At 59.7% G+C, this 16,803-nt stretch carries 15 protein-coding genes; 10 read left to right on the top strand and 5 right to left on the bottom strand.

The window, feature by feature from the left end; translation table 11 throughout:
• Nucleotides 1–102: 102 nt before the first annotated feature.
• Nucleotides 103–1,518, bottom strand: coding sequence for a helix-turn-helix domain-containing protein (locus tag QE432_RS15910; RefSeq protein ID WP_003515152.1), 1,416 nt, complete (start codon nt 1,516–1,518; stop codon nt 103–105).
• Nucleotides 1,519–1,772: 254 nt separating this feature from the next.
• Here QE432_RS15910 and aceA point away from each other — a divergent pair, with 254 nt between their 5' ends.
• On the top strand, nt 1,773–3,062 hold the full coding sequence (aceA, locus tag QE432_RS15905; RefSeq protein WP_013635503.1) for an isocitrate lyase: 1,290 nt from the start codon (nt 1,773–1,775) through the stop codon (nt 3,060–3,062).
• An 83-nt stretch (nt 3,063–3,145) separates the two neighbouring features.
• The gene (locus QE432_RS15900) at nt 3,146–3,403 is read left to right on the top strand and encodes an SMc00767 family acetate metabolism repressor (protein ID WP_003515151.1); all 258 of its coding nucleotides are present in this window, start codon (nt 3,146–3,148) and stop codon (nt 3,401–3,403) included.
• Nucleotides 3,404–3,409: 6 nt separating this feature from the next.
• Here QE432_RS15900 and QE432_RS15895 read toward each other — a convergent pair whose 3' ends face one another.
• Nucleotides 3,410–4,282 carry a LysR family transcriptional regulator gene (locus tag QE432_RS15895; RefSeq protein WP_003515150.1) on the bottom strand — a complete coding sequence of 291 codons (873 nt, stop codon included), beginning with the start codon at nt 4,280–4,282 and terminating at the stop codon, nt 3,410–3,412.
• Between the two features lie 83 nt (nt 4,283–4,365).
• On the opposite strand from QE432_RS15895, the gene QE432_RS15890 reads away from it, so the two are divergent.
• The gene (locus QE432_RS15890) at nt 4,366–4,713 is read left to right on the top strand and encodes a hypothetical protein (protein WP_003515148.1); all 348 of its coding nucleotides are present in this window, start codon (nt 4,366–4,368) and stop codon (nt 4,711–4,713) included.
• A 109-nt stretch (nt 4,714–4,822) separates the two neighbouring features.
• Here the strand turns inward: QE432_RS15890 and QE432_RS15885 are convergent, their stop codons facing one another.
• Nucleotides 4,823–6,004 (bottom strand): NAD(P)/FAD-dependent oxidoreductase, encoded by a 1,182-nt coding sequence (locus QE432_RS15885; RefSeq protein WP_111804400.1) that lies wholly within the window; start codon nt 6,002–6,004, stop codon nt 4,823–4,825.
• 129 nt (nt 6,005–6,133) lie between these two features.
• Between QE432_RS15885 and QE432_RS15880 the strand changes: the two genes are divergently transcribed.
• The 7 genes from QE432_RS15880 (at nt 6,134) to QE432_RS15850 (ending at nt 15,068) form a co-directional block, all read left to right on the top strand.
• Nucleotides 6,134–7,570 carry a glutamine synthetase family protein gene (locus QE432_RS15880; protein ID WP_013635499.1) on the top strand — a complete coding sequence of 479 codons (1,437 nt, stop codon included), beginning with the start codon at nt 6,134–6,136 and terminating at the stop codon, nt 7,568–7,570.
• Nucleotides 7,571–7,580: 10 nt separating this feature from the next.
• Complete coding sequence (locus QE432_RS15875) at nt 7,581–8,867, top strand: NAD(P)/FAD-dependent oxidoreductase (RefSeq protein WP_306624914.1); 1,287 nt, start codon at nt 7,581–7,583, stop codon at nt 8,865–8,867.
• 26 nt (nt 8,868–8,893) lie between these two features.
• Nucleotides 8,894–9,244, top strand: coding sequence for a hypothetical protein (locus tag QE432_RS15870; protein WP_013635497.1), 351 nt, complete (start codon nt 8,894–8,896; stop codon nt 9,242–9,244).
• Between the two features lie 137 nt (nt 9,245–9,381).
• Nucleotides 9,382–10,857, top strand: coding sequence for a glucose-6-phosphate dehydrogenase (gene zwf, locus QE432_RS15865; RefSeq protein WP_038489859.1), 1,476 nt, complete (start codon nt 9,382–9,384; stop codon nt 10,855–10,857).
• 10 nt (nt 10,858–10,867) lie between these two features.
• On the top strand, nt 10,868–11,566 hold the full coding sequence (pgl, locus tag QE432_RS15860; RefSeq protein WP_019564290.1) for a 6-phosphogluconolactonase: 699 nt from the start codon (nt 10,868–10,870) through the stop codon (nt 11,564–11,566).
• 123 nt (nt 11,567–11,689) lie between these two features.
• Complete coding sequence (edd, locus tag QE432_RS15855) at nt 11,690–13,510, top strand: phosphogluconate dehydratase (protein WP_111782809.1); 1,821 nt, start codon at nt 11,690–11,692, stop codon at nt 13,508–13,510.
• A 193-nt stretch (nt 13,511–13,703) separates the two neighbouring features.
• Nucleotides 13,704–15,068 carry a metallophosphoesterase gene (locus tag QE432_RS15850; protein ID WP_111782933.1) on the top strand — a complete coding sequence of 455 codons (1,365 nt, stop codon included), beginning with the start codon at nt 13,704–13,706 and terminating at the stop codon, nt 15,066–15,068.
• A 21-nt stretch (nt 15,069–15,089) separates the two neighbouring features.
• Here the strand turns inward: QE432_RS15850 and QE432_RS15845 are convergent, their stop codons facing one another.
• Both QE432_RS15845 and QE432_RS15840 read right to left on the bottom strand, forming a co-directional pair.
• On the bottom strand, nt 15,090–15,446 hold the full coding sequence (locus QE432_RS15845) for a hypothetical protein (protein WP_034501827.1): 357 nt from the start codon (nt 15,444–15,446) through the stop codon (nt 15,090–15,092).
• Nucleotides 15,447–15,699: 253 nt separating this feature from the next.
• Nucleotides 15,700–16,788 carry an ABC transporter ATP-binding protein gene (locus QE432_RS15840; protein WP_003515137.1) on the bottom strand — a complete coding sequence of 363 codons (1,089 nt, stop codon included), beginning with the start codon at nt 16,786–16,788 and terminating at the stop codon, nt 15,700–15,702.
• Nucleotides 16,789–16,803: the final 15 nt, after the last annotated feature.

Below are 16,803 nucleotides of genomic sequence, written 5' to 3'. Positions count from 1 at the left end.
TAGTGAGACTAGAAAGGAAAACAAAAGGGAGCAAGCGGGAAATGTGCAGCACAGCATTTTCAACCGAATGTGTTCCACCGGGAAAAAAGTGATGCGAAACCTCTACTGGAAGTCGAAAACACTAAGACCGGTCACCATTTCGTCCAGGCCGAGCGGCCTCGTCAGCGGGGCCTCCGCCCGCGACAGACAGCCCTGCCTTTCACACAGCCGGCACGAGGGACCAATGGCAATGGTCGGCCCGCCTGCGCCGGCAGCCCCGTAGACCGTCTCCCCGGCCTGGGCGAGATCGCAGCCCAGAAGCACGGCCGTTCGCCGCACCCTTTCGCCGAAACCGGCCTGCGGGCCTTCAAGTGTGCGCGACACAGTCAGGAAGGCGTCACCGTCAGGCATCTCCACCGGCTCCACCAGCACCTGCCCCGGCTGGGCAAAAGCTGCGTGGATATTAAGACGCGGACAAAGGCCGCCAAACCGTGCCCTCGGGAAACCCCCGGCGCCCGCAAGACGGAAACGGTTGCCGGCATTGTCAGTCTCCATCAAAAAGAACGGGATTGCCGCAGCCGTCGGCCTTTGCAGGCTGACGAGCCTGTTGGCGGCCTGTTCGAACGACACATTGAAGCGTGATCGCAGGACATCGAGATCGTATTTCGCGCGCTGGGCGGCACTCAAAAACGCACCATAGGGCATCATCAGGGCATGGGCGGCATAACGCGCCAGCTCGAAGCGGGCGATGCGCCGTGCCTCCTCCCCCTTCAGGCCAAGCGTCTCCAGCTCAGCGCCAATCTCCTCTCGAAGCGCCAGAAGACAGGTTTCCATCGCCATTTCCCTGAGCTGATCCGGCTGCGACAGGCGCTCGGACAAAAACAGCCGCATGGAATGGCGGTCATAACGCCGCCGCAGATTGGGCATGGCATGGACCGGCAGAGTTCTGACCACGATACCGTGGTTTTTCTGAAGCCATGCGCGAAGGCCCGCGGCGAGATCTTCGCCCGCCGACAATTGCTTGTGGAGTTCTTCTGCCGCCGCATCGATGGAATGGACATAGGCCGGCCGGTTTTCAAAGACGTGCCGCACCTCGTCTATCGGCAGGCGGGTGGAGGAAAGCGCCGTCTCATGTCCTTCGCGCGCCAGAAGATCCGAGAGGTCGGAAAGGCGCTGCGCCTGTTCCCGATACGCCCTGTACAGCTTGACGACGCCACTTGCCGCATTGGGCGCGGCATCTGCCACCTCGATCAGCTCCTGCGGCGACGGCACCTCGCCCACCAAGAGCGGATCGGCGAAGACCTCTCGCAATTGCCCGGCGGAACCGGCACTCTCGCCTTGCAGGTCGTCCAGATCCACCTTGTAGACTGAAGCGAGCTTCAAGAGCAGCTGCACGGTCAGCGGCCGCTGATTGCGCTCGATGAGATTGAGGTAGGAAGGCGAGATCGCCAGCGCCTCGGCCATGGCCGTTTGCGTCAGCGCCAGACCGTTGCGAATACGACGTACGCGCGGGCCAGCAAAAATCTTGTTTTCCGACACAGCCTCAACCTCACATCGAAAGACTCATACAAGTCTGTTACAAAATCGCCGGGCATGAGGCTTTTACAAAATTTACAATTTTACAGCTCCGCCCTGTCATGCACACTACAGCATAACCTCTTTCAAGTCACTGTTTTTATGTTTGTTCTGGCGCTCAAACTCATGAAAATGTAAATGTAGTCACATCGAACGGCGCTTCACACAGTTGAAGATAGCACGTTTCTGAAACCGCACTTATCATGGGAGAGAGAAGTATGACGGATTTTTACAAACTTGTTCCGGGCGCACCGCAGGGACGCTTCGACGGCATTGAGCGCACTTATACCGCCGCCGACGTGGAGCGGTTGCGCGGCTCCGTTGAAATCCGCCATTCGCTGGCCGAGATGGGTGCCAACCGGCTGTGGAAGCTGATCAACGAAGAGAATTTCATCAATGCGCTCGGCGCGCTTTCCGGCAACCAGGCCATGCAGATGGTTCGCGCCGGGCTGAAGGCGATCTATCTTTCCGGCTGGCAGGTTGCGGCAGATGCCAACACGGCCTCCGCCATGTATCCGGACCAATCGCTCTACCCCGCCAATGCGGCGCCAGAGCTTGCAAAGCGCATCAACCGCACCTTGCAACGGGCAGACCAGATCGAGACGGCAGAGGGCAAGGGCCTTTCGGTCGACACGTGGTTCGCGCCGATCGTTGCCGATGCGGAAGCAGGTTTCGGGGGACCGCTCAACGCCTTCGAGATCATGAAGGCATTCATCGAGGCCGGTGCAGCCGGTGTTCACTATGAAGACCAGCTGGCATCTGAAAAGAAGTGCGGCCATCTCGGCGGCAAGGTTCTGATCCCCACGGCGGCGCATATTCGCAACCTGACGGCGGCACGACTTGCAGCCGACGTCATGGGCGTGCCGACGCTGGTCATCGCCCGCACCGATGCGGAGGCAGCCAAGCTTTTGACCTCTGACATTGACGAGCGCGACCAGCCCTTCGTTGATTATGATGCCGGCCGCACCGTAGAGGGCTTCTATCAGGTGAAGAACGGTCTTGAACCCTGCATCGCCCGTGCGGTGGCCTATGCGCCCTATTGCGATCTGATCTGGTGCGAGACCTCCAAGCCAGATCTCGAGCAGGCGCGCAGGTTTGCCGAGGGCGTGCACAAGGTGCACCCCGGCAAGAAGCTGGCTTACAATTGCTCGCCGTCGTTCAACTGGAAAAAGCACCTCGACGACGCGACGATTGCCAAGTTCCAGCGCGAACTCGGGGCGATGGGCTACAAGTTCCAGTTCATCACGCTGGCCGGCTTCCACCAGCTGAATTACGGCATGTTCGAACTGGCGCGCGGCTACAAGGAGCGGCAGATGGCGGCCTATTCCGAGCTTCAGGAAGCGGAATTCGCGGCCGAGGTTAACGGCTACACCGCCACCAAACACCAGCGCGAAGTCGGCACCGGCTACTTCGACGCTGTGTCGCTGGCAATCTCGGGCGGCACGTCTTCGACCACCGCCATGAAGGAATCCACCGAGCACGACCAGTTCCGCCCGGCGGCGGAATAAACTGGAAAACTGCCCTTCCCTTGAACGGGAAGGGCTTGCAAATCGCATCAAGAACCCCAACCAATAAAGAGAGGAGAAATGCCATGAATGCCCATAACCCCATCAAGACCCACGTCAAGGAACGCGCCGAGGAGCAGTCCTCCGCCATGACGCAGGATCAACAGGTCGCCATCCGCATGCTGGCCAACGATCTGCACCGCCTCAATCAGGCCGTCATGAAGGCCGTTGAGGCCGGTGTTTCCGTTGAACTCGTCCGCTCAGCCCGCCATCACGGCGGGGGCGGCAACTGGGGCGATCTTCTGATCCCGGTCATCGTTGCGCAGGGAAGTGCTGCTGCGTGACACCGCTCATGCCGGACGGCTTTTTCGTCCGGCGTACAAATCGGAATGTCGCTTGATGAGACGCGTCATCCGGTCCGCCACCGTCCGTATATCGCGGCGGTGGCGATCGTCATTGTTCATGACGATCCACTGATTGTGACGAAGCGCTTCGATTTCGTCACCCTCACGCATCAGCCCCGCATCGGCATCGCCCACGAAACACGGCAGCACGGCAACCCCTGCCCCGGCCAGCGTGAGATCGAGCAGTGCCGTTGGCCTGTTGACGGTCACCACGATATTGTCCCGCCGGTTTTCATGCGGCCAGCGCAGGTAGGCGGAAATGGCGTTTTCTTCCGCCACCGCCAACCACCGGTCTGAAACGGAGCTGGCGGCGTTGCGCAACCTGTAGGGCGCATAGGCCACCTCCCCCGTCTTGATGGCAGCGAGGTTGCGTTCCTCGGGCTCGAAAGCGCGAATGCCGATGTCGTTTTCACGGTGCGCCAAAGACGCCCTTTGTTCGGCGATGAAAAGATCGATGCGGAAATCGTCGCGATCCGTGCAGATGGCGGAGAAATTTACTGCAAGCAGCCAGGCATTCCAGGTGCCGACGGCAATGCGCACGACGGAAGAGGCCGACGACGCCTTTTGCCATCCCTCGATATCCTTTGCCGCGTTTTCCATCGCCTGAAGGCGGTCAAACAGCGCGCGGCCATCCGGTGTCAGCGCGTATCCCGTCTGGCTGCGCTGGAACAGCGCCTTGCCGATACGTTCCTCCAGTTCGACCATGCGTCGCCCGATAGTCGCAGGGCTCAAACCCGTCAGCGCCGCAGCACCCGTCAGGCCGCCGCTGCGTGACACATCGAGGAAAAGTTGGTATGAATCCCAAGTGACGTTTTTCATTTATGAAAAACGTAGCGCATTTTCTTGCGCAGATAAATCAAAAAACGGCGTGCATCATGGCCCTCCGCAACATGGAGAGTGACATGCACGTATTTTATTCAGCATTGGCCATCATCGAAAACCAGACTCCGCGCACGCGGCGGGAAGCCATCCGGCAGGAAGAGAAATTCTATGCCGATATGGCCGAGGCATCCTGGCCGTGGCGGCTGTTTATCGCGGTTGCTGCAAGGGCGAAAGCGAAGAGCCTGACCTTAATAAAAAAGGGCGATCAGGGCAGCCACGGCACCGGCTGCGATTGCAGTCAGGCGAAAGGCCAACTGCCTGCTCTCGCTTTCGGCGCGGGCGATGGCAATGGCGCGAGGGCGGCGATGTGCGGATCTGTTCATGCGCGGGCTCCTGACGAAAAACTCAACCGACCCATGCCCTGTTAAGAGCCTCCAGCATGACATCATGTACAGCGGAACCACAACGAGATTCGGCTTTGCTGGCATTCTGTCAGGATGACCCGTGCCCATTAACAAGGTGTTAATACGAGCGGTTTCAGGCGAATTCACCTGCTGCCTGACCGGAGGCCCAGGCCCACTGGAAATTATAACCGCCCAGCCAGCCGGTCACGTCAACACATTCGCCGATGAAATAGAGGCCCGCCACGGTTTTCGCTGCCATGCTGCGGGAATCGAGGCCGGTCGTATCCACGCCGCCAAGTGTGACTTCCGCCGTGCGATATCCCTCGGAACCGGCTGGCTTGATCTGCCAGTCCTGCACCTCATTCGCCAAGGTCGCCAGAGCCTTGTCTGACATATCGGCAAGGTTGCCGGTCAGCCCCGATTTTTCGACGACATACTGCGCCAGCCGTTTCGGCAGGATTTCCGCAAGAGCGGTCTGGGCCGACTGGCGGCCGTTCTTCTGTTTCGCTTCCTTTAGCAAGGCGACGATATCGCGCGCAGGCTCCAGTTTCAGGCGGATCGTATCGCCCTCCCGCCAATAGGAGGAGATTTGCAGGATCGACGGGCCGCTCAGGCCCCGATGGGTAAACAGCAGTGCTTCGTTGAAAGCCGTTTTGCCATGGGAAATTTCGGCTGGCACGGCAACACCGGCAAGGGGGCTCAGCCTTTCCAGTGCCGCAGGATCAAGCGTCAGCGGCACGAGACCGGGGCGCGTCTCGATGAGCGACAGGCCAAATTGCTCGGCGATCTGGTAGGCAAAACCGGTCGCACCCATTTTCGGGATCGACTTGCCGCCCGTTGCGACCACAAGGCTTTCCGCCTCGATGACGCCGCCGGAGGTCGTCACGCGAAACCGGCCGCCATCATGGGCGACATCAGAAACGGCGGTTTCGAGCCTCAATTTCACCTTCGCAGCCTGCATTTCGCCAAGCAGCATGCGGATGATCTCCTTGGCGCTATCGTCGCAGAACAGCTGCCCAAGCGTCTTTTCATGCCAGGCGATACGGTGTTTTTCGACCAGAGCGATGAAATCGCGCGGCGTGTAACGGGCAAGTGCGGATTTGGCGAAATGCGGGTTGGCGGAGAGATAATTCTTCGGTCCGGCGTGGATGTTGGTGAAATTGCAGCGGCCGCCGCCGGAGATGCGGATTTTCTCGCCCGGCGCCTTGGCATGGTCGAGGATGATGACGGAGCGGCCGCGCTGGCCGGCGCGGATGGCGCACATCATGCCGGCAGCCCCCGCCCCCAAAATCAGCACGTCACATTTGTCTGCCATAGTTGTTTTCCGTTTGCTTCTCCCTTTCCTCTTTTCGAAGTGTCGCCCGTTGTCAATGGCGCTTTCCCCCTCGCCAATTGCCAAACTCCGGTTATGATGGCGCCAGTCGAAACACAGACCCGGTGATACATGCCCCCGAAGAAAACCATGCTCCGCCCGAAGAAACAGGCAACCATGGCAAAGAAACCTCCCCTCGACCTTTCCTCTACCCGTGGCGTTTCCTCCTGGCGCGAAGCCTCGCAATGGTTGAGGGCGCGCGGTATTGAGGATATTGAATGCATAACACCCGATCTTGCCGGGGTTGCGCGTGGCAAGATGATGCCGACGGCGAAATTTACGGGCGACACCTCGCTTGCCCTGCCCTCCGCGCTCTATCGCCACACGATCTCGGGCGAATATCCGGATGAGACGGCAAACTTCCGCTATGAGCCGCGCGACAGCGACCTGAAGCTTGTGCCTGATCTTTCCACGCTGTCCGTGGTGCCATGGGAAAGCGACCCGACCGCGCAGGTGATCTGCGATGTCGTGGATGCCGAGGGAAATTTCGTTCCCTATACGCCGCGCAACGTGCTGAAAAACGTGCTTTCGCTTTACACGGAAAAAGGCTGGAAGCCGGTCGTCGCGCCGGAAATCGAATTCTACCTGGTCGCCATGAATGACGACCCTGACTATCCGCTGCATCCGCCGAAAGGCCGCTCCGGACGCTCCATTGTCGGTGGGCAGAGCTATTCCATCGCCGGCATCAACGAGTTCGACGAACTGATCGACGATATATATCACTTCTCCGAAAAACAGGGCCTCGAGATCGATACCCTGATCCATGAGGAAGGCCCGGCCCAGCTGGAAATCAACCTGCGCCATGGCGATCCGATCGAACTTGCCGACCAGGTGTTCCTGTTCAAGCGCACGATCCGTGAAGCAGCATTGAAGCATGGCATCTACGCCACCTTCATGGCCAAGCCCATGCAGGGCCAGCCGGGTTCGGCCATGCATATCCACCAGTCGGTGGTGGAGATCGACAGCGGCCGCAATATCTTCTCCAACAAGGACGGCGGCCCGTCCAAGGAGTTCTTCGCCTTCGTCGGCGGCATGCAGCGTTATGTTCCGAACGCGCTGGTGATGCTTGCTCCTTACGTGAATTCCTATCGCCGCCTGACGCCTGACATGGCTTGCCCGGTCAACAATGCCTGGGGTTACGACAATCGCACGACGGCTTTCCGCGTGCCGATTTCCAGCCCGCAGGCAAGGCGTGTCGAAAACCGCCTGCCGAGTTCGGATGCCAATCCCTATCTCGCGCTTGCCGCTTCGCTTGCCTGCGGCTGGCTCGGCATCGTCAACAATATCGAGCCGACCGAACCGACCGCCGATACGGCCAATGAAGGCTCCATCGACCTGCCGCGCGGGCTGCTGGAAGCCGTGGCGCTGCTGGAAGGCGAAGAACAGTTCGAGCGGGTGTTCGGCCATGAATTCGTCGGCCTTTATGCGGGCCTGAAGCGCGGGGAATTCGAGACATTCATGCAGGTCATCAGCCCATGGGAGCGGGAATTCCTGCTTCTCAACGTGTGAGGTCTGAAGCATGACGTGGCAAAGCCCGATAGCGCCGGGTATTTCCTGGTATCAGGCAAGCGCCCAGGAGCGGCCGCAATATCCGGCGCTCGACGGGTCGAAAGCAGTGGACGTCGCGGTCGTCGGCGGTGGCTATACCGGGCTTCAGGCCGCCTTTAATCTTGCCGCCAACGGTGTCTCCGTCGCCTTGATCGAGGCGCATCGTTTCGGCGACGGCGCGTCCGGCCGCAACGGCGGGCAATTCGGCACCGGGCAGCGCTCGTTTCCCGACGAGATGGAAGACGAGATCGGCTTCGAGCAGTCCAAGGTACTGTTCGATATCGCCGAGGATGCCAAGCACTACGTCCTCAACTTCGCCCGCGATCACGGCATCGACATGGAGTATCTGCCGGGGCAGCTCTATGTTGCGCACAAGGCTGCTTACGAAGAAGATTACCGCAAAAGCGTCGATGCGATGAACAATCGCTACGGCTATCCGCATATTTCCTACATGGAGCGGGCGGACGCACGCAGACGTGTCGGCTCCAGCCATTATTTCGGCGGCACACGCGATACCGGCACCGGCCATATCCATCCGCTGAAGCTGCTGGTCGGGCTTGCGAAAGCCGCAAAAGAGGCGGGCGCCGGCATCCATGAAATGACGCCCGCCAAATCCATACGCCAGGCGGGCGGCAAGACCATCATCGAAACGCCCTCCGGCACGCTGACCGCAACGCGGGTGCTGATTGCGACCAATGCCTATATCGGCAATCTGGAACCGGTGACGGCGGCCCATATCATGCCCATCCGCTCCTTCATCGGCGCGACCGCACCGCTTGACGCTTATCCTGGCATTATTCCCGGCAAGGAAGCCGTGGCCGATTCCCGTTTCGTGGTGCGCTATTTCCGCAAGACGGTCGACAACCGGCTGCTGTTCGGCGGGCGCGAGGCCTATACGGCCGATACGCCGCGCGACATTTCCAGCCATATTCGCCGGCAGATCGCGGAAATCTATCCCGAACTCGGAAATGTCGAGATCACCCATTCCTGGGGCGGCTCCGTCGGCATCACCCTGCCAAGGCGGGTGTTCGTGCGGGAAGTCATGCCAGGGGTCACCTCCATCGGCGGTTATTCTGGACACGGGGTAATGCTGTCGAACTATTGCGGCAAGCTCTATGCCGATCTCGTTCTCGGCAGACAGGATATGCTGGCGCCATTCGCGCGGTTGAAGGTTCCTTCGTTCCCCGGCGGCGCATCGCTGCGGGCACCGCTGCTTTTCCTGGCGCTCTCATGGTACGCATTGCGAGACAGGTTTTAGGAAATCCGCCCACCTCTGGAGATCTGATGGAAAGACCTAGCGACAGGCTTGTAACGATTGCGACCGGTTACGGGATGGCGGAAACCGCCGTGACGTGTTCGTTTCTGCGCGCCTATGGCATCCACACCACCGTGCCCTCGGCCCATATCGTTTCCGTGAACTGGCATTTGACGGTCGCTTTCGGAGGCATGGAAATCCGGGTGCCGGAGTGGCAGCGGCATGAGGCAAGACTGCTGCTGGACAGCATAGATGCCTCGCACAAGGTCGATGAGCCATCACCGCGATCATGGATGGGGAAAATCGCAGCAATCGTCGTTTTTTTCTTTTTTTCCGTTCCGCCGCCGGCCAAAGGCTTGTTCAAGAACCCTGCTTTCTAGCCGGCATCATTCAATGACAATCGGTACGGGTTTTCGACCCGTGAAACCAAAATTCATAATTTCACATAACTGAGACTGGCATTTTTAAATCGATTAGATTATGGATGCCTCAACCCTTGAAGATCGAGAGTATCGATATGAGCAGTCAGATCATTCCTGTTGAAGCTTTTGATTGTGTCGTTTTCGGCGGCACAGGCGATTTGGCAGAGCGCAAGCTTTTGCCGGCCCTTTATCACCGTCAGGTCGAAGGCCAGTTCACGGAGCCGACCCGCATCATCGGCGCGTCGCGTTCGGTCATGAGCCATGAGGAATATCGCAAATTCGCGCAAGACGCGCTGAAGGAGCATCTAAAGGCGGGCGAATATGATGATGCGCAGGTTGCGCTGTTCCTCAACCGGCTTTTCTACGTTCCCGTCGACGCAAAATCCGGCAACGGATGGGACGTGTTGAAGAAGCTGCTCGATGAGGGCAAGGAGCGCATACGCGCCTTCTATCTCGCTGTTGCGCCCGGCATTTTCGGCGATATCGCCGACAAGATCCGCGAACACAAGCTTATCACCCGCTCGACCCGCATCGTCGTCGAAAAGCCGATCGGCCGCGACCTTGCCTCGGCGCAGGAACTCAACGACACCATCGGCCACGTCTTCAAGGAAGAACAGATCTTCCGCATAGACCACTATCTCGGCAAGGAGACGGTGCAGAACCTGATGGCACTGCGTTTTGCCAACGCGCTTTACGAGCCGCTTTGGAATTCCGCCCATATCGACCACGTGCAGATCACGGTCGCAGAAGCTGTCGGCCTTGAGGGTCGCGCCGGATATTACGATACGGCCGGTGCGTTGCGCGACATGGTGCAAAACCACATTCTGCAATTGCTTTGCCTCGTTGCCATGGAGCCGCCCGCTTCCATGAACGCGGAAGCCGTGCGTGACGAAAAGCTCAAGGTCCTGCGCTCGCTGAAGCCGATCAACACCACCAATGTCGAAAAGCTGACGGTTCGCGGCCAGTACCGCGCCGGCGCTTCCGCAGGCGGCCCGGTGAAAGGTTATCTGGAGGAGCTGGAGGGCGGCGTTTCCAACACGGAAACCTTCGTCGCCATCAAGGCCGAAATCGCCAACTGGCGCTGGGCCGGCGTTCCTTTCTACATTCGCACGGGAAAACGCCTTGCGACCCGCGTTTCGGAAATCGTCGTCACGTTCAAGCAGATCCCGCATTCGATCTTCGACGATGCGGCCGGCAAGATCGAAGCCAACAAGCTGGTCATTCGCCTCCAACCGGACGAAGGCGTCAAGCAGTCGCTGCTCATCAAGGATCCCGGCCCGGGCGGCATGCGTCTGCGTCAGGTCTCGCTGGACATGAGCTTTGCCGAAGCCTTCAATGTGCGCAGCCCCGATGCCTATGAGCGGCTTTTGATGGATACCATCCGCTCCAACCAGACACTGTTCATGCGCCGCGACGAAGTGGAAGCGGCCTGGGACTGGGTCGATCCTATCCTCAAGAGCTGGGAAGAGCTGGGACAGGGCGTACAGGGTTATACTGCCGGAACCTGGGGTCCGAGCGGCTCGATCGCACTGATCGAGCGCGACGGCCGCACCTGGCACGACGCTGACTGAGGGCGCGGGTATGAGCGAAACAATCCATGTCTTCGACACAGCCGCTGAACTGGCGAAAACCCTGGCGGCGGATGTCGCCGCGCGTCTCGACGCAGCAACGAAAGAATACGGAACGGCAAGCATTGCCGTTTCGGGCGGTTCAACGCCCAAGCTGTTCTTCCAGGCGCTTTCCCATCATGATCTCGACTGGAGCAACATCAGCGTGACGCTGGTGGACGAACGGTTCGTGCCGCCGGAGAGCGAGCGCTCGAACCACCGGCTGGTCAGCGAGAACCTGTTGCAGGACAAGGCGAAGGCGGCCTATTTCGTGCCGCTGTTCCAGCCCGCGGCCTCGCCTGAGGATGCAGCGACGCTTGCGACCGTCAAGACCGAAGCGATCTGCGATCCTTTTGATGTCGTCGTGCTGGGCATGGGAACGGATGGGCATACGGCATCGTTCTTTCCCGGTGGCGACAATCTCTACGAAGCGCTCGACCTTGACGAACCGCGCGGCGTTTTGACCATGGCGGCGGAAACCGCGGGGGAAGAACGGTTGACGTTCAACTTCTCCAGCCTTCACGATGCAGGTTTTCTGGTGCTCCACATCGAAGGTGCAGCAAAAAAGGCGACGCTTGAAAAAGCACAGTCGGGCGAGGATGAGGACGAAATGCCGATCCGCGCCGTGCTGAACCGGGCAGAAACCGCCCTGGATATTTACTGGGCGCCATAACTGGATGCGGTTGCCGCGCAAGCGGCCCCGCGACAGCGCCCGACGACACAAGACGAAAACACGATAACCGGTCCTTCATCTCCCGGAACGCCGGTTCTCGACCAACGAACAGGATGAACGCTCATGTCCGCCGATTCCCGCATTCAGGCCATTACCGCCCGCATCGTCGAACGCTCCAAGCCTTACCGCGAGACCTATCTAGAGCGGCTGCGGCTGCAGGTTTCGAAGGGCGTTCATCGCTCCACTCTCTCCTGCGGTAACCTCGCGCATGGATTTGCTGTCTGTTCCCCCGCCGACAAGGACCTCCTTGCCGGCGACCGGGTTGGTAATCTCGGCATCATCACCGCCTATAACGACATGCTGTCGGCGCACCAGCCCTACGAGACCTTTCCGGCAATCATCCGCGAGGCCGCAGCGCAAGCCGGCGGCGTGGCGCAGGTCGCGGGTGCCGTGCCTGCCATGTGCGACGGCGTAACCCAGGGCCAGCCGGGCATGGAGCTCTCGCTATTCTCCCGTGATGCCATCGCCATGGCTGCCGGCATCGGCCTGTCGCATAACATGTTCGACGCCGCCGTCTATCTCGGTGTCTGCGACAAGATCGTTCCCGGCCTCGTCATCGCAGCGCTTTCCTTCGGTCACCTACCCTCCATCTTCATCCCCGCCGGGCCTATGACCACCGGCCTGCCGAACGACGAGAAATCCCGCATTCGCCAGCTTTATGCAGAGGGCAAGGTGGGGCGCGCCGAGCTGCTGGAGGCGGAGTCCAAATCCTATCATGGTCCCGGCACCTGCACCTTCTACGGCACGGCAAATTCCAACCAGATGCTGATGGAGATCATGGGTTTCCATATGCCCGGCTCTTCCTTCATCAATCCCGGCACGCCGCTGCGCGACGCGCTGACACGCGAGGCCGCCAAGCGGGCGCTCGCCATCACCGCGCAGGGCAACGAGTTCACGCCCGCCGGCGAAATGATCGATGAGCGCTCGATCGTCAACGGCGTCGTTGGCCTGCACGCGACGGGCGGCTCGACCAACCACACCATGCATCTGATCGCCATGGCGCGCGCAGCAGGCATCATCCTCACCTGGCAGGATATTTCCGACCTGTCGGATACCGTGCCGCTGCTTGCCCGCGTTTATCCCAACGGTCTTGCGGATGTGAACCATTTCCACGCCGCAGGCGGCATGGGCTTCCTCATCAAGCAGCTTTTGAAACAGGGCTTCGTGCATGACGATGTCCGCACCGTCTTCGGACAGGGGCTCGAAGCCTACACCGTGGATGCAAAGCTTGACGAAAACGGCGCGGTGACCCGCGAGCCTTCTCCCGAGCAGAGCCACGATCCCAAGGTTCTCGCCAGCATTGAAACGCCGTTCCAGCCGACCGGCGGTCTAAAAATGCTGACCGGCAACCTCGGCAAATCGGTCATCAAGATCTCCGCCGTCAAGCCCGAACGCCATATCATCGAGGCGCCCGCGATCGTCTTTAGCGACCAGCAGGAGCTTCAGGATGCCTTCAAGGACGGCAAGCTCAACCGCGATTTCATCGCTGTCGTCCGCTTCCAGGGTCCGAAGGCCAACGGCATGCCGGAACTGCACCGCCTGACACCGCCACTTGGCGTGCTGCAGGATCGCGGCTTCAAGGTGGCGCTGGTAACGGACGGACGCATGTCCGGCGCTTCCGGCAAGGTGCCGGCCGCCATCCATGTCACGCCGGAAGCTTCCGAATGCGGCCCGATCTCGCTCATCCGCGATGGCGACATCATCCGTCTCGACGCCATTTCCGGAACGCTTGAAGTGCTTGTTCCAGCCGCAGAGCTGGCAAAGCGCGAACCGGCGCGCGCCGACCTTTCCGCCAACGAATGGGGCATGGGCCGCGAACTTTTCGCCCCGTTCCGCCGTAATGTCGGCCCTGCCGACCAGGGCGCCAGCGTTCTGTTCCATTGATCGTCCGGAGGCGAAGGCCGGATTCGGCCTCGCCTCCGCACCCTCTTGGCATGACCCGCATAACTCGCGCTGAAACCGCTTTATTTCCCGTCTCTTAAACGCCAAACTTGTCATGCGGCTGTGATGATCGCCCTATAGGGGCTTCTCAGCCAGCCGCGGGACGATGACGCATTTCAAGATGATGGGGCCAGACATGACGATTTTCTCAAGCAAACGCCGTGACGTGCTGAAGCTTATGGCTGGCACCGCCATACTGCCGCTGATGGTGGTGGCAACGCCGGCGGAAGCGCAGGATGTGGCCCTGCGTGCAATCGTGATTTCCGACCTGCATTCGGCCTATGAGCGCATCGGGCAGCTCCTAGCAGCCATAGAAATGCGCATCGCGGCTGAAAAGACGCCCCACATTATTCTTCTGAACGGCGACCTGTTCGAAACCGGCAATGCGGTGGCGACACGGTCGTCTGGCGAAATCGAGTGGACGTTCCTCTCGGCGCTCGCCAGGCTCGCGCCCACCGTCATCAATATCGGCAACCATGAACCGGATATCGATAACGACCTCGCCAATTTCGTCAGTCGTGCCCGCGCGCTCGGCATTACCGTGCTGTCCAACATCATCGACAAGCGCAGCGGCGCACCCTATGCACCGGCCAGTGCGGAGGTGAGTGTGGGCGGACGGACGGTCGTCGTTGCGGGCCTTGCCACCAACGCGATCAATACCTATCCGAAGGCGACGCGTGAGATGCTGGATATTCCGCAGCCTGTGGAATGGGCCAAGGCGAATCTGCCTGCAATCGTCAAGCCGGAGGCGATCAACATCGTTCTCAGCCACGCCGGTGTCGTTGCCGACCGCGATATCCTGCCGTTGCTGCCCGATGGCACCCTGCTGGTCGGCGGCCACGATCACCTGAACTTCGTGCATGAACAGGGTGCGACGCGCTATGTCCACACGGGCTCATGGTGCACCTCCATGGCCATTGCGACGATCGAAGCTGCTGGCAAGGCGCCGACGATCGAGACCGTCGCCATCGACAGCGACGCCCCCTCCTCCCCGGCGCTCAAAGGCCTGATCGAACAGACGCTCGACAAACATCTGACGGCAGAAGAGAAGGCGGTTGTCGGCAAAACGGAAAAGGCGATGACAGTTGACGAGGCAGGACGCCGTGTGGCGCAGCTAATCGCCACAAAAACCGGCGCGGATGTCGGCTTCATCGGCCACACCTCCTTCGGCGCTGGTTTGCCAAGGGGCGATATCCGCCGCTACGATTTCAACGCCTCGCTGCGTTTCGACGGCAAGCTGATGGTGACGGAAGTGGATGGCGAAACGCTTGCGCAAATCCTCAAGCGCTGCAATCAGGACGGCGACATTCCGCTTGCTGACCGCACCGGCGATTATCTTTACGCCATGCCGGAAAAACCGGTCGCGAGAGAGCGATACAAACTGGTCTGCAACGACTGGTCCGCCACCAACCAGAAATCCTATTTCGGCCGCAGCGATCTTGCCTTTGCGGAAGTGCCGGATGTGAAGCTGAAGCAGACGGTTCTGGGTGGGCTTTCCTGAAGCCGGAGATTCTCCAGCCCCTTAGAAAGACCGGATATCGAGCTTCCGGTCCTTGTGCGCCGGATGCGTGCTGAACACGAAAATGCGGTCGAGTTCCTTTTGCGTCAACATGCGCAGAAAACGGACGTGGATGGTGTTGTTGGCGTTGACGCGCAACATAACGCAACCGATCTTGGTGATGCGGGCGTCGGGAATATCCAGATAGAACTGGTTCGGAAGATTGTATTTCGTCAGCAGCGCCAGCACGGCCTCGGTCTGGGAAATGCGAATGACGTCGCAACGGCGAGCGGCCATATGCATGACGGCCTTCTCGGTATATTCGATGCGCGCCGCATTCATGGTGTCTTCCATGCGAAACCGGCCTTCGCGGTCGTACATGAAGGATTCTTCCTTGGTCAGGTAACTGTTCTTGATAACACCCGCACTGCTCTGCACGCCCTGACCTCCATGCTCTTTCAACGTCTCCAAGATTAAAACGTAGTCTTTAACAATTCATATCAGCGTCACCTTAAACAGACCGAAGACGGAACATTTTTGGCATTTTTCCACAGCGGCAAAATATCATGAAAAAACCCCGGAACGGGACGTTCCGGGGCATGTTTCCTGAAGCTCACGGCCATTGTTTCCGCAACTATCTGCGGTAGTTCTTGCCCTCGGCATCAAAGAGATGGAGCTTTGCCTGCGGTGCCGCAAAACGCAGGGTCTGACCCTTGGCGACGGATACGATGCCCGGCACCTTGACGATGATCGGCTCCTGCCCCTTGGGCGCTTCGAGATAAAGCAGGGTCACTTCACCGAGAGCCTCGACGATCGCGACTTTTCCCTCGAAAAGATAATCGTCGCCGGTGACGATGCTCAAATCCTCCGGCCGGACACCGAAGCTCGCGGCCTTGCCCTGCTCGGTTGCAGGCGTGGGAACGACGATGTTCAGCGTCTTGCCTCCGGCAAGTTCGATCGAAGTCCGCTCCCCGGTTACGGCAATTTTTGCCGCAATGATGTTCATGGCGGGCGAGCCGATGAACCGCGCCACGAAGAGGTTGGCGGGGTTTTCGTAAAGTTCCAGCGGCGGGCCGACCTGTTCCACACGACCCGCATTCAAAACGACGATACGGTCGGCCAGCGTCATCGCCTCCACCTGATCGTGGGTGACGTAGATCATCGTCGTGTCTGCCATCTGCTCATTGAGCTTGGCGATCTCGATGCGGGTTGCGACGCGCAGCGCGGCATCGAGGTTCGACAGGGGTTCGTCGAACAGGAACACCTTGGGATTGCGGCAAATGGCACGGCCGATGGCGACGCGCTGGCGCTGGCCGCCAGAAAGAGCCTTGGGCAAACGCTCCAGATATTGCGTCAGCTGCAGGATTTCGGCAGCGGCGCGGACGCGGCGGTCGATCTCCTGCTTGTTTTCCTTGGCGATCTTCATGCCGAAGGCCATGTTGTCGTAAACAGTCATATGCGGATAAAGCGCATAGGACTGGAACACCATGGCAATGCCGCGACGCGAGGGCGGGATTTCATTGACCAGCTGGCCGTCGATAAACATCTCACCGCCGGTGATTTCCTCCAGACCCGCAATCATGCGCAGCAACGTCGATTTCCCGCAGCCGGACGGCCCGACGAAAACGATGAATTCGCCCTGTTCGATCTCCAGATCGATGCCGTGCAGGACTTTTACCTGCCCGTATGATTTGCGGATATCCTTGAGAACGAGACTTGTCATGGGTTGTTCCTCCCT

This window comes from Agrobacterium sp. SORGH_AS_0745, assembly GCF_030818995.1.
In the GTDB taxonomy this organism is placed as follows: domain Bacteria; phylum Pseudomonadota; class Alphaproteobacteria; order Rhizobiales; family Rhizobiaceae; genus Agrobacterium; species Agrobacterium tumefaciens.
Note: the sequence above shows the minus strand (reverse complement) of the source record. Positions and strands in the feature narration are given on the sequence as shown.

Coding starts and splice junctions, on each gene's coding strand:
- QE432_RS15885 (WP_111804400.1), bottom strand. CDS start 6,004: ATGGCAGACAAATGTGACGTGCTGATTTTGGGGGCGGGGGCTGCCGGC.
- edd (WP_111782809.1), top strand. CDS start 11,690: ATGTCCGCCGATTCCCGCATTCAGGCCATTACCGCCCGCATCGTCGAA.
- pgl (WP_019564290.1), top strand. CDS start 10,868: ATGAGCGAAACAATCCATGTCTTCGACACAGCCGCTGAACTGGCGAAA.
- QE432_RS15895 (WP_003515150.1), bottom strand. CDS start 4,282: ATGAAAAACGTCACTTGGGATTCATACCAACTTTTCCTCGATGTGTCA.
- QE432_RS15890 (WP_003515148.1), top strand. CDS start 4,366: ATGCACGTATTTTATTCAGCATTGGCCATCATCGAAAACCAGACTCCG.
- QE432_RS15850 (WP_111782933.1), top strand. CDS start 13,704: ATGACGATTTTCTCAAGCAAACGCCGTGACGTGCTGAAGCTTATGGCT.
- QE432_RS15875 (WP_306624914.1), top strand. CDS start 7,581: ATGACGTGGCAAAGCCCGATAGCGCCGGGTATTTCCTGGTATCAGGCA.
- QE432_RS15845 (WP_034501827.1), bottom strand. CDS start 15,446: ATGTACGACCGCGAAGGCCGGTTTCGCATGGAAGACACCATGAATGCG.
- QE432_RS15840 (WP_003515137.1), bottom strand. CDS start 16,788: ATGACAAGTCTCGTTCTCAAGGATATCCGCAAATCATACGGGCAGGTA.
- QE432_RS15880 (WP_013635499.1), top strand. CDS start 6,134: ATGCCCCCGAAGAAAACCATGCTCCGCCCGAAGAAACAGGCAACCATG.
- aceA (WP_013635503.1), top strand. CDS start 1,773: ATGACGGATTTTTACAAACTTGTTCCGGGCGCACCGCAGGGACGCTTC.
- zwf (WP_038489859.1), top strand. CDS start 9,382: ATGAGCAGTCAGATCATTCCTGTTGAAGCTTTTGATTGTGTCGTTTTC.
- QE432_RS15900 (WP_003515151.1), top strand. CDS start 3,146: ATGAATGCCCATAACCCCATCAAGACCCACGTCAAGGAACGCGCCGAG.
- QE432_RS15870 (WP_013635497.1), top strand. CDS start 8,894: ATGGAAAGACCTAGCGACAGGCTTGTAACGATTGCGACCGGTTACGGG.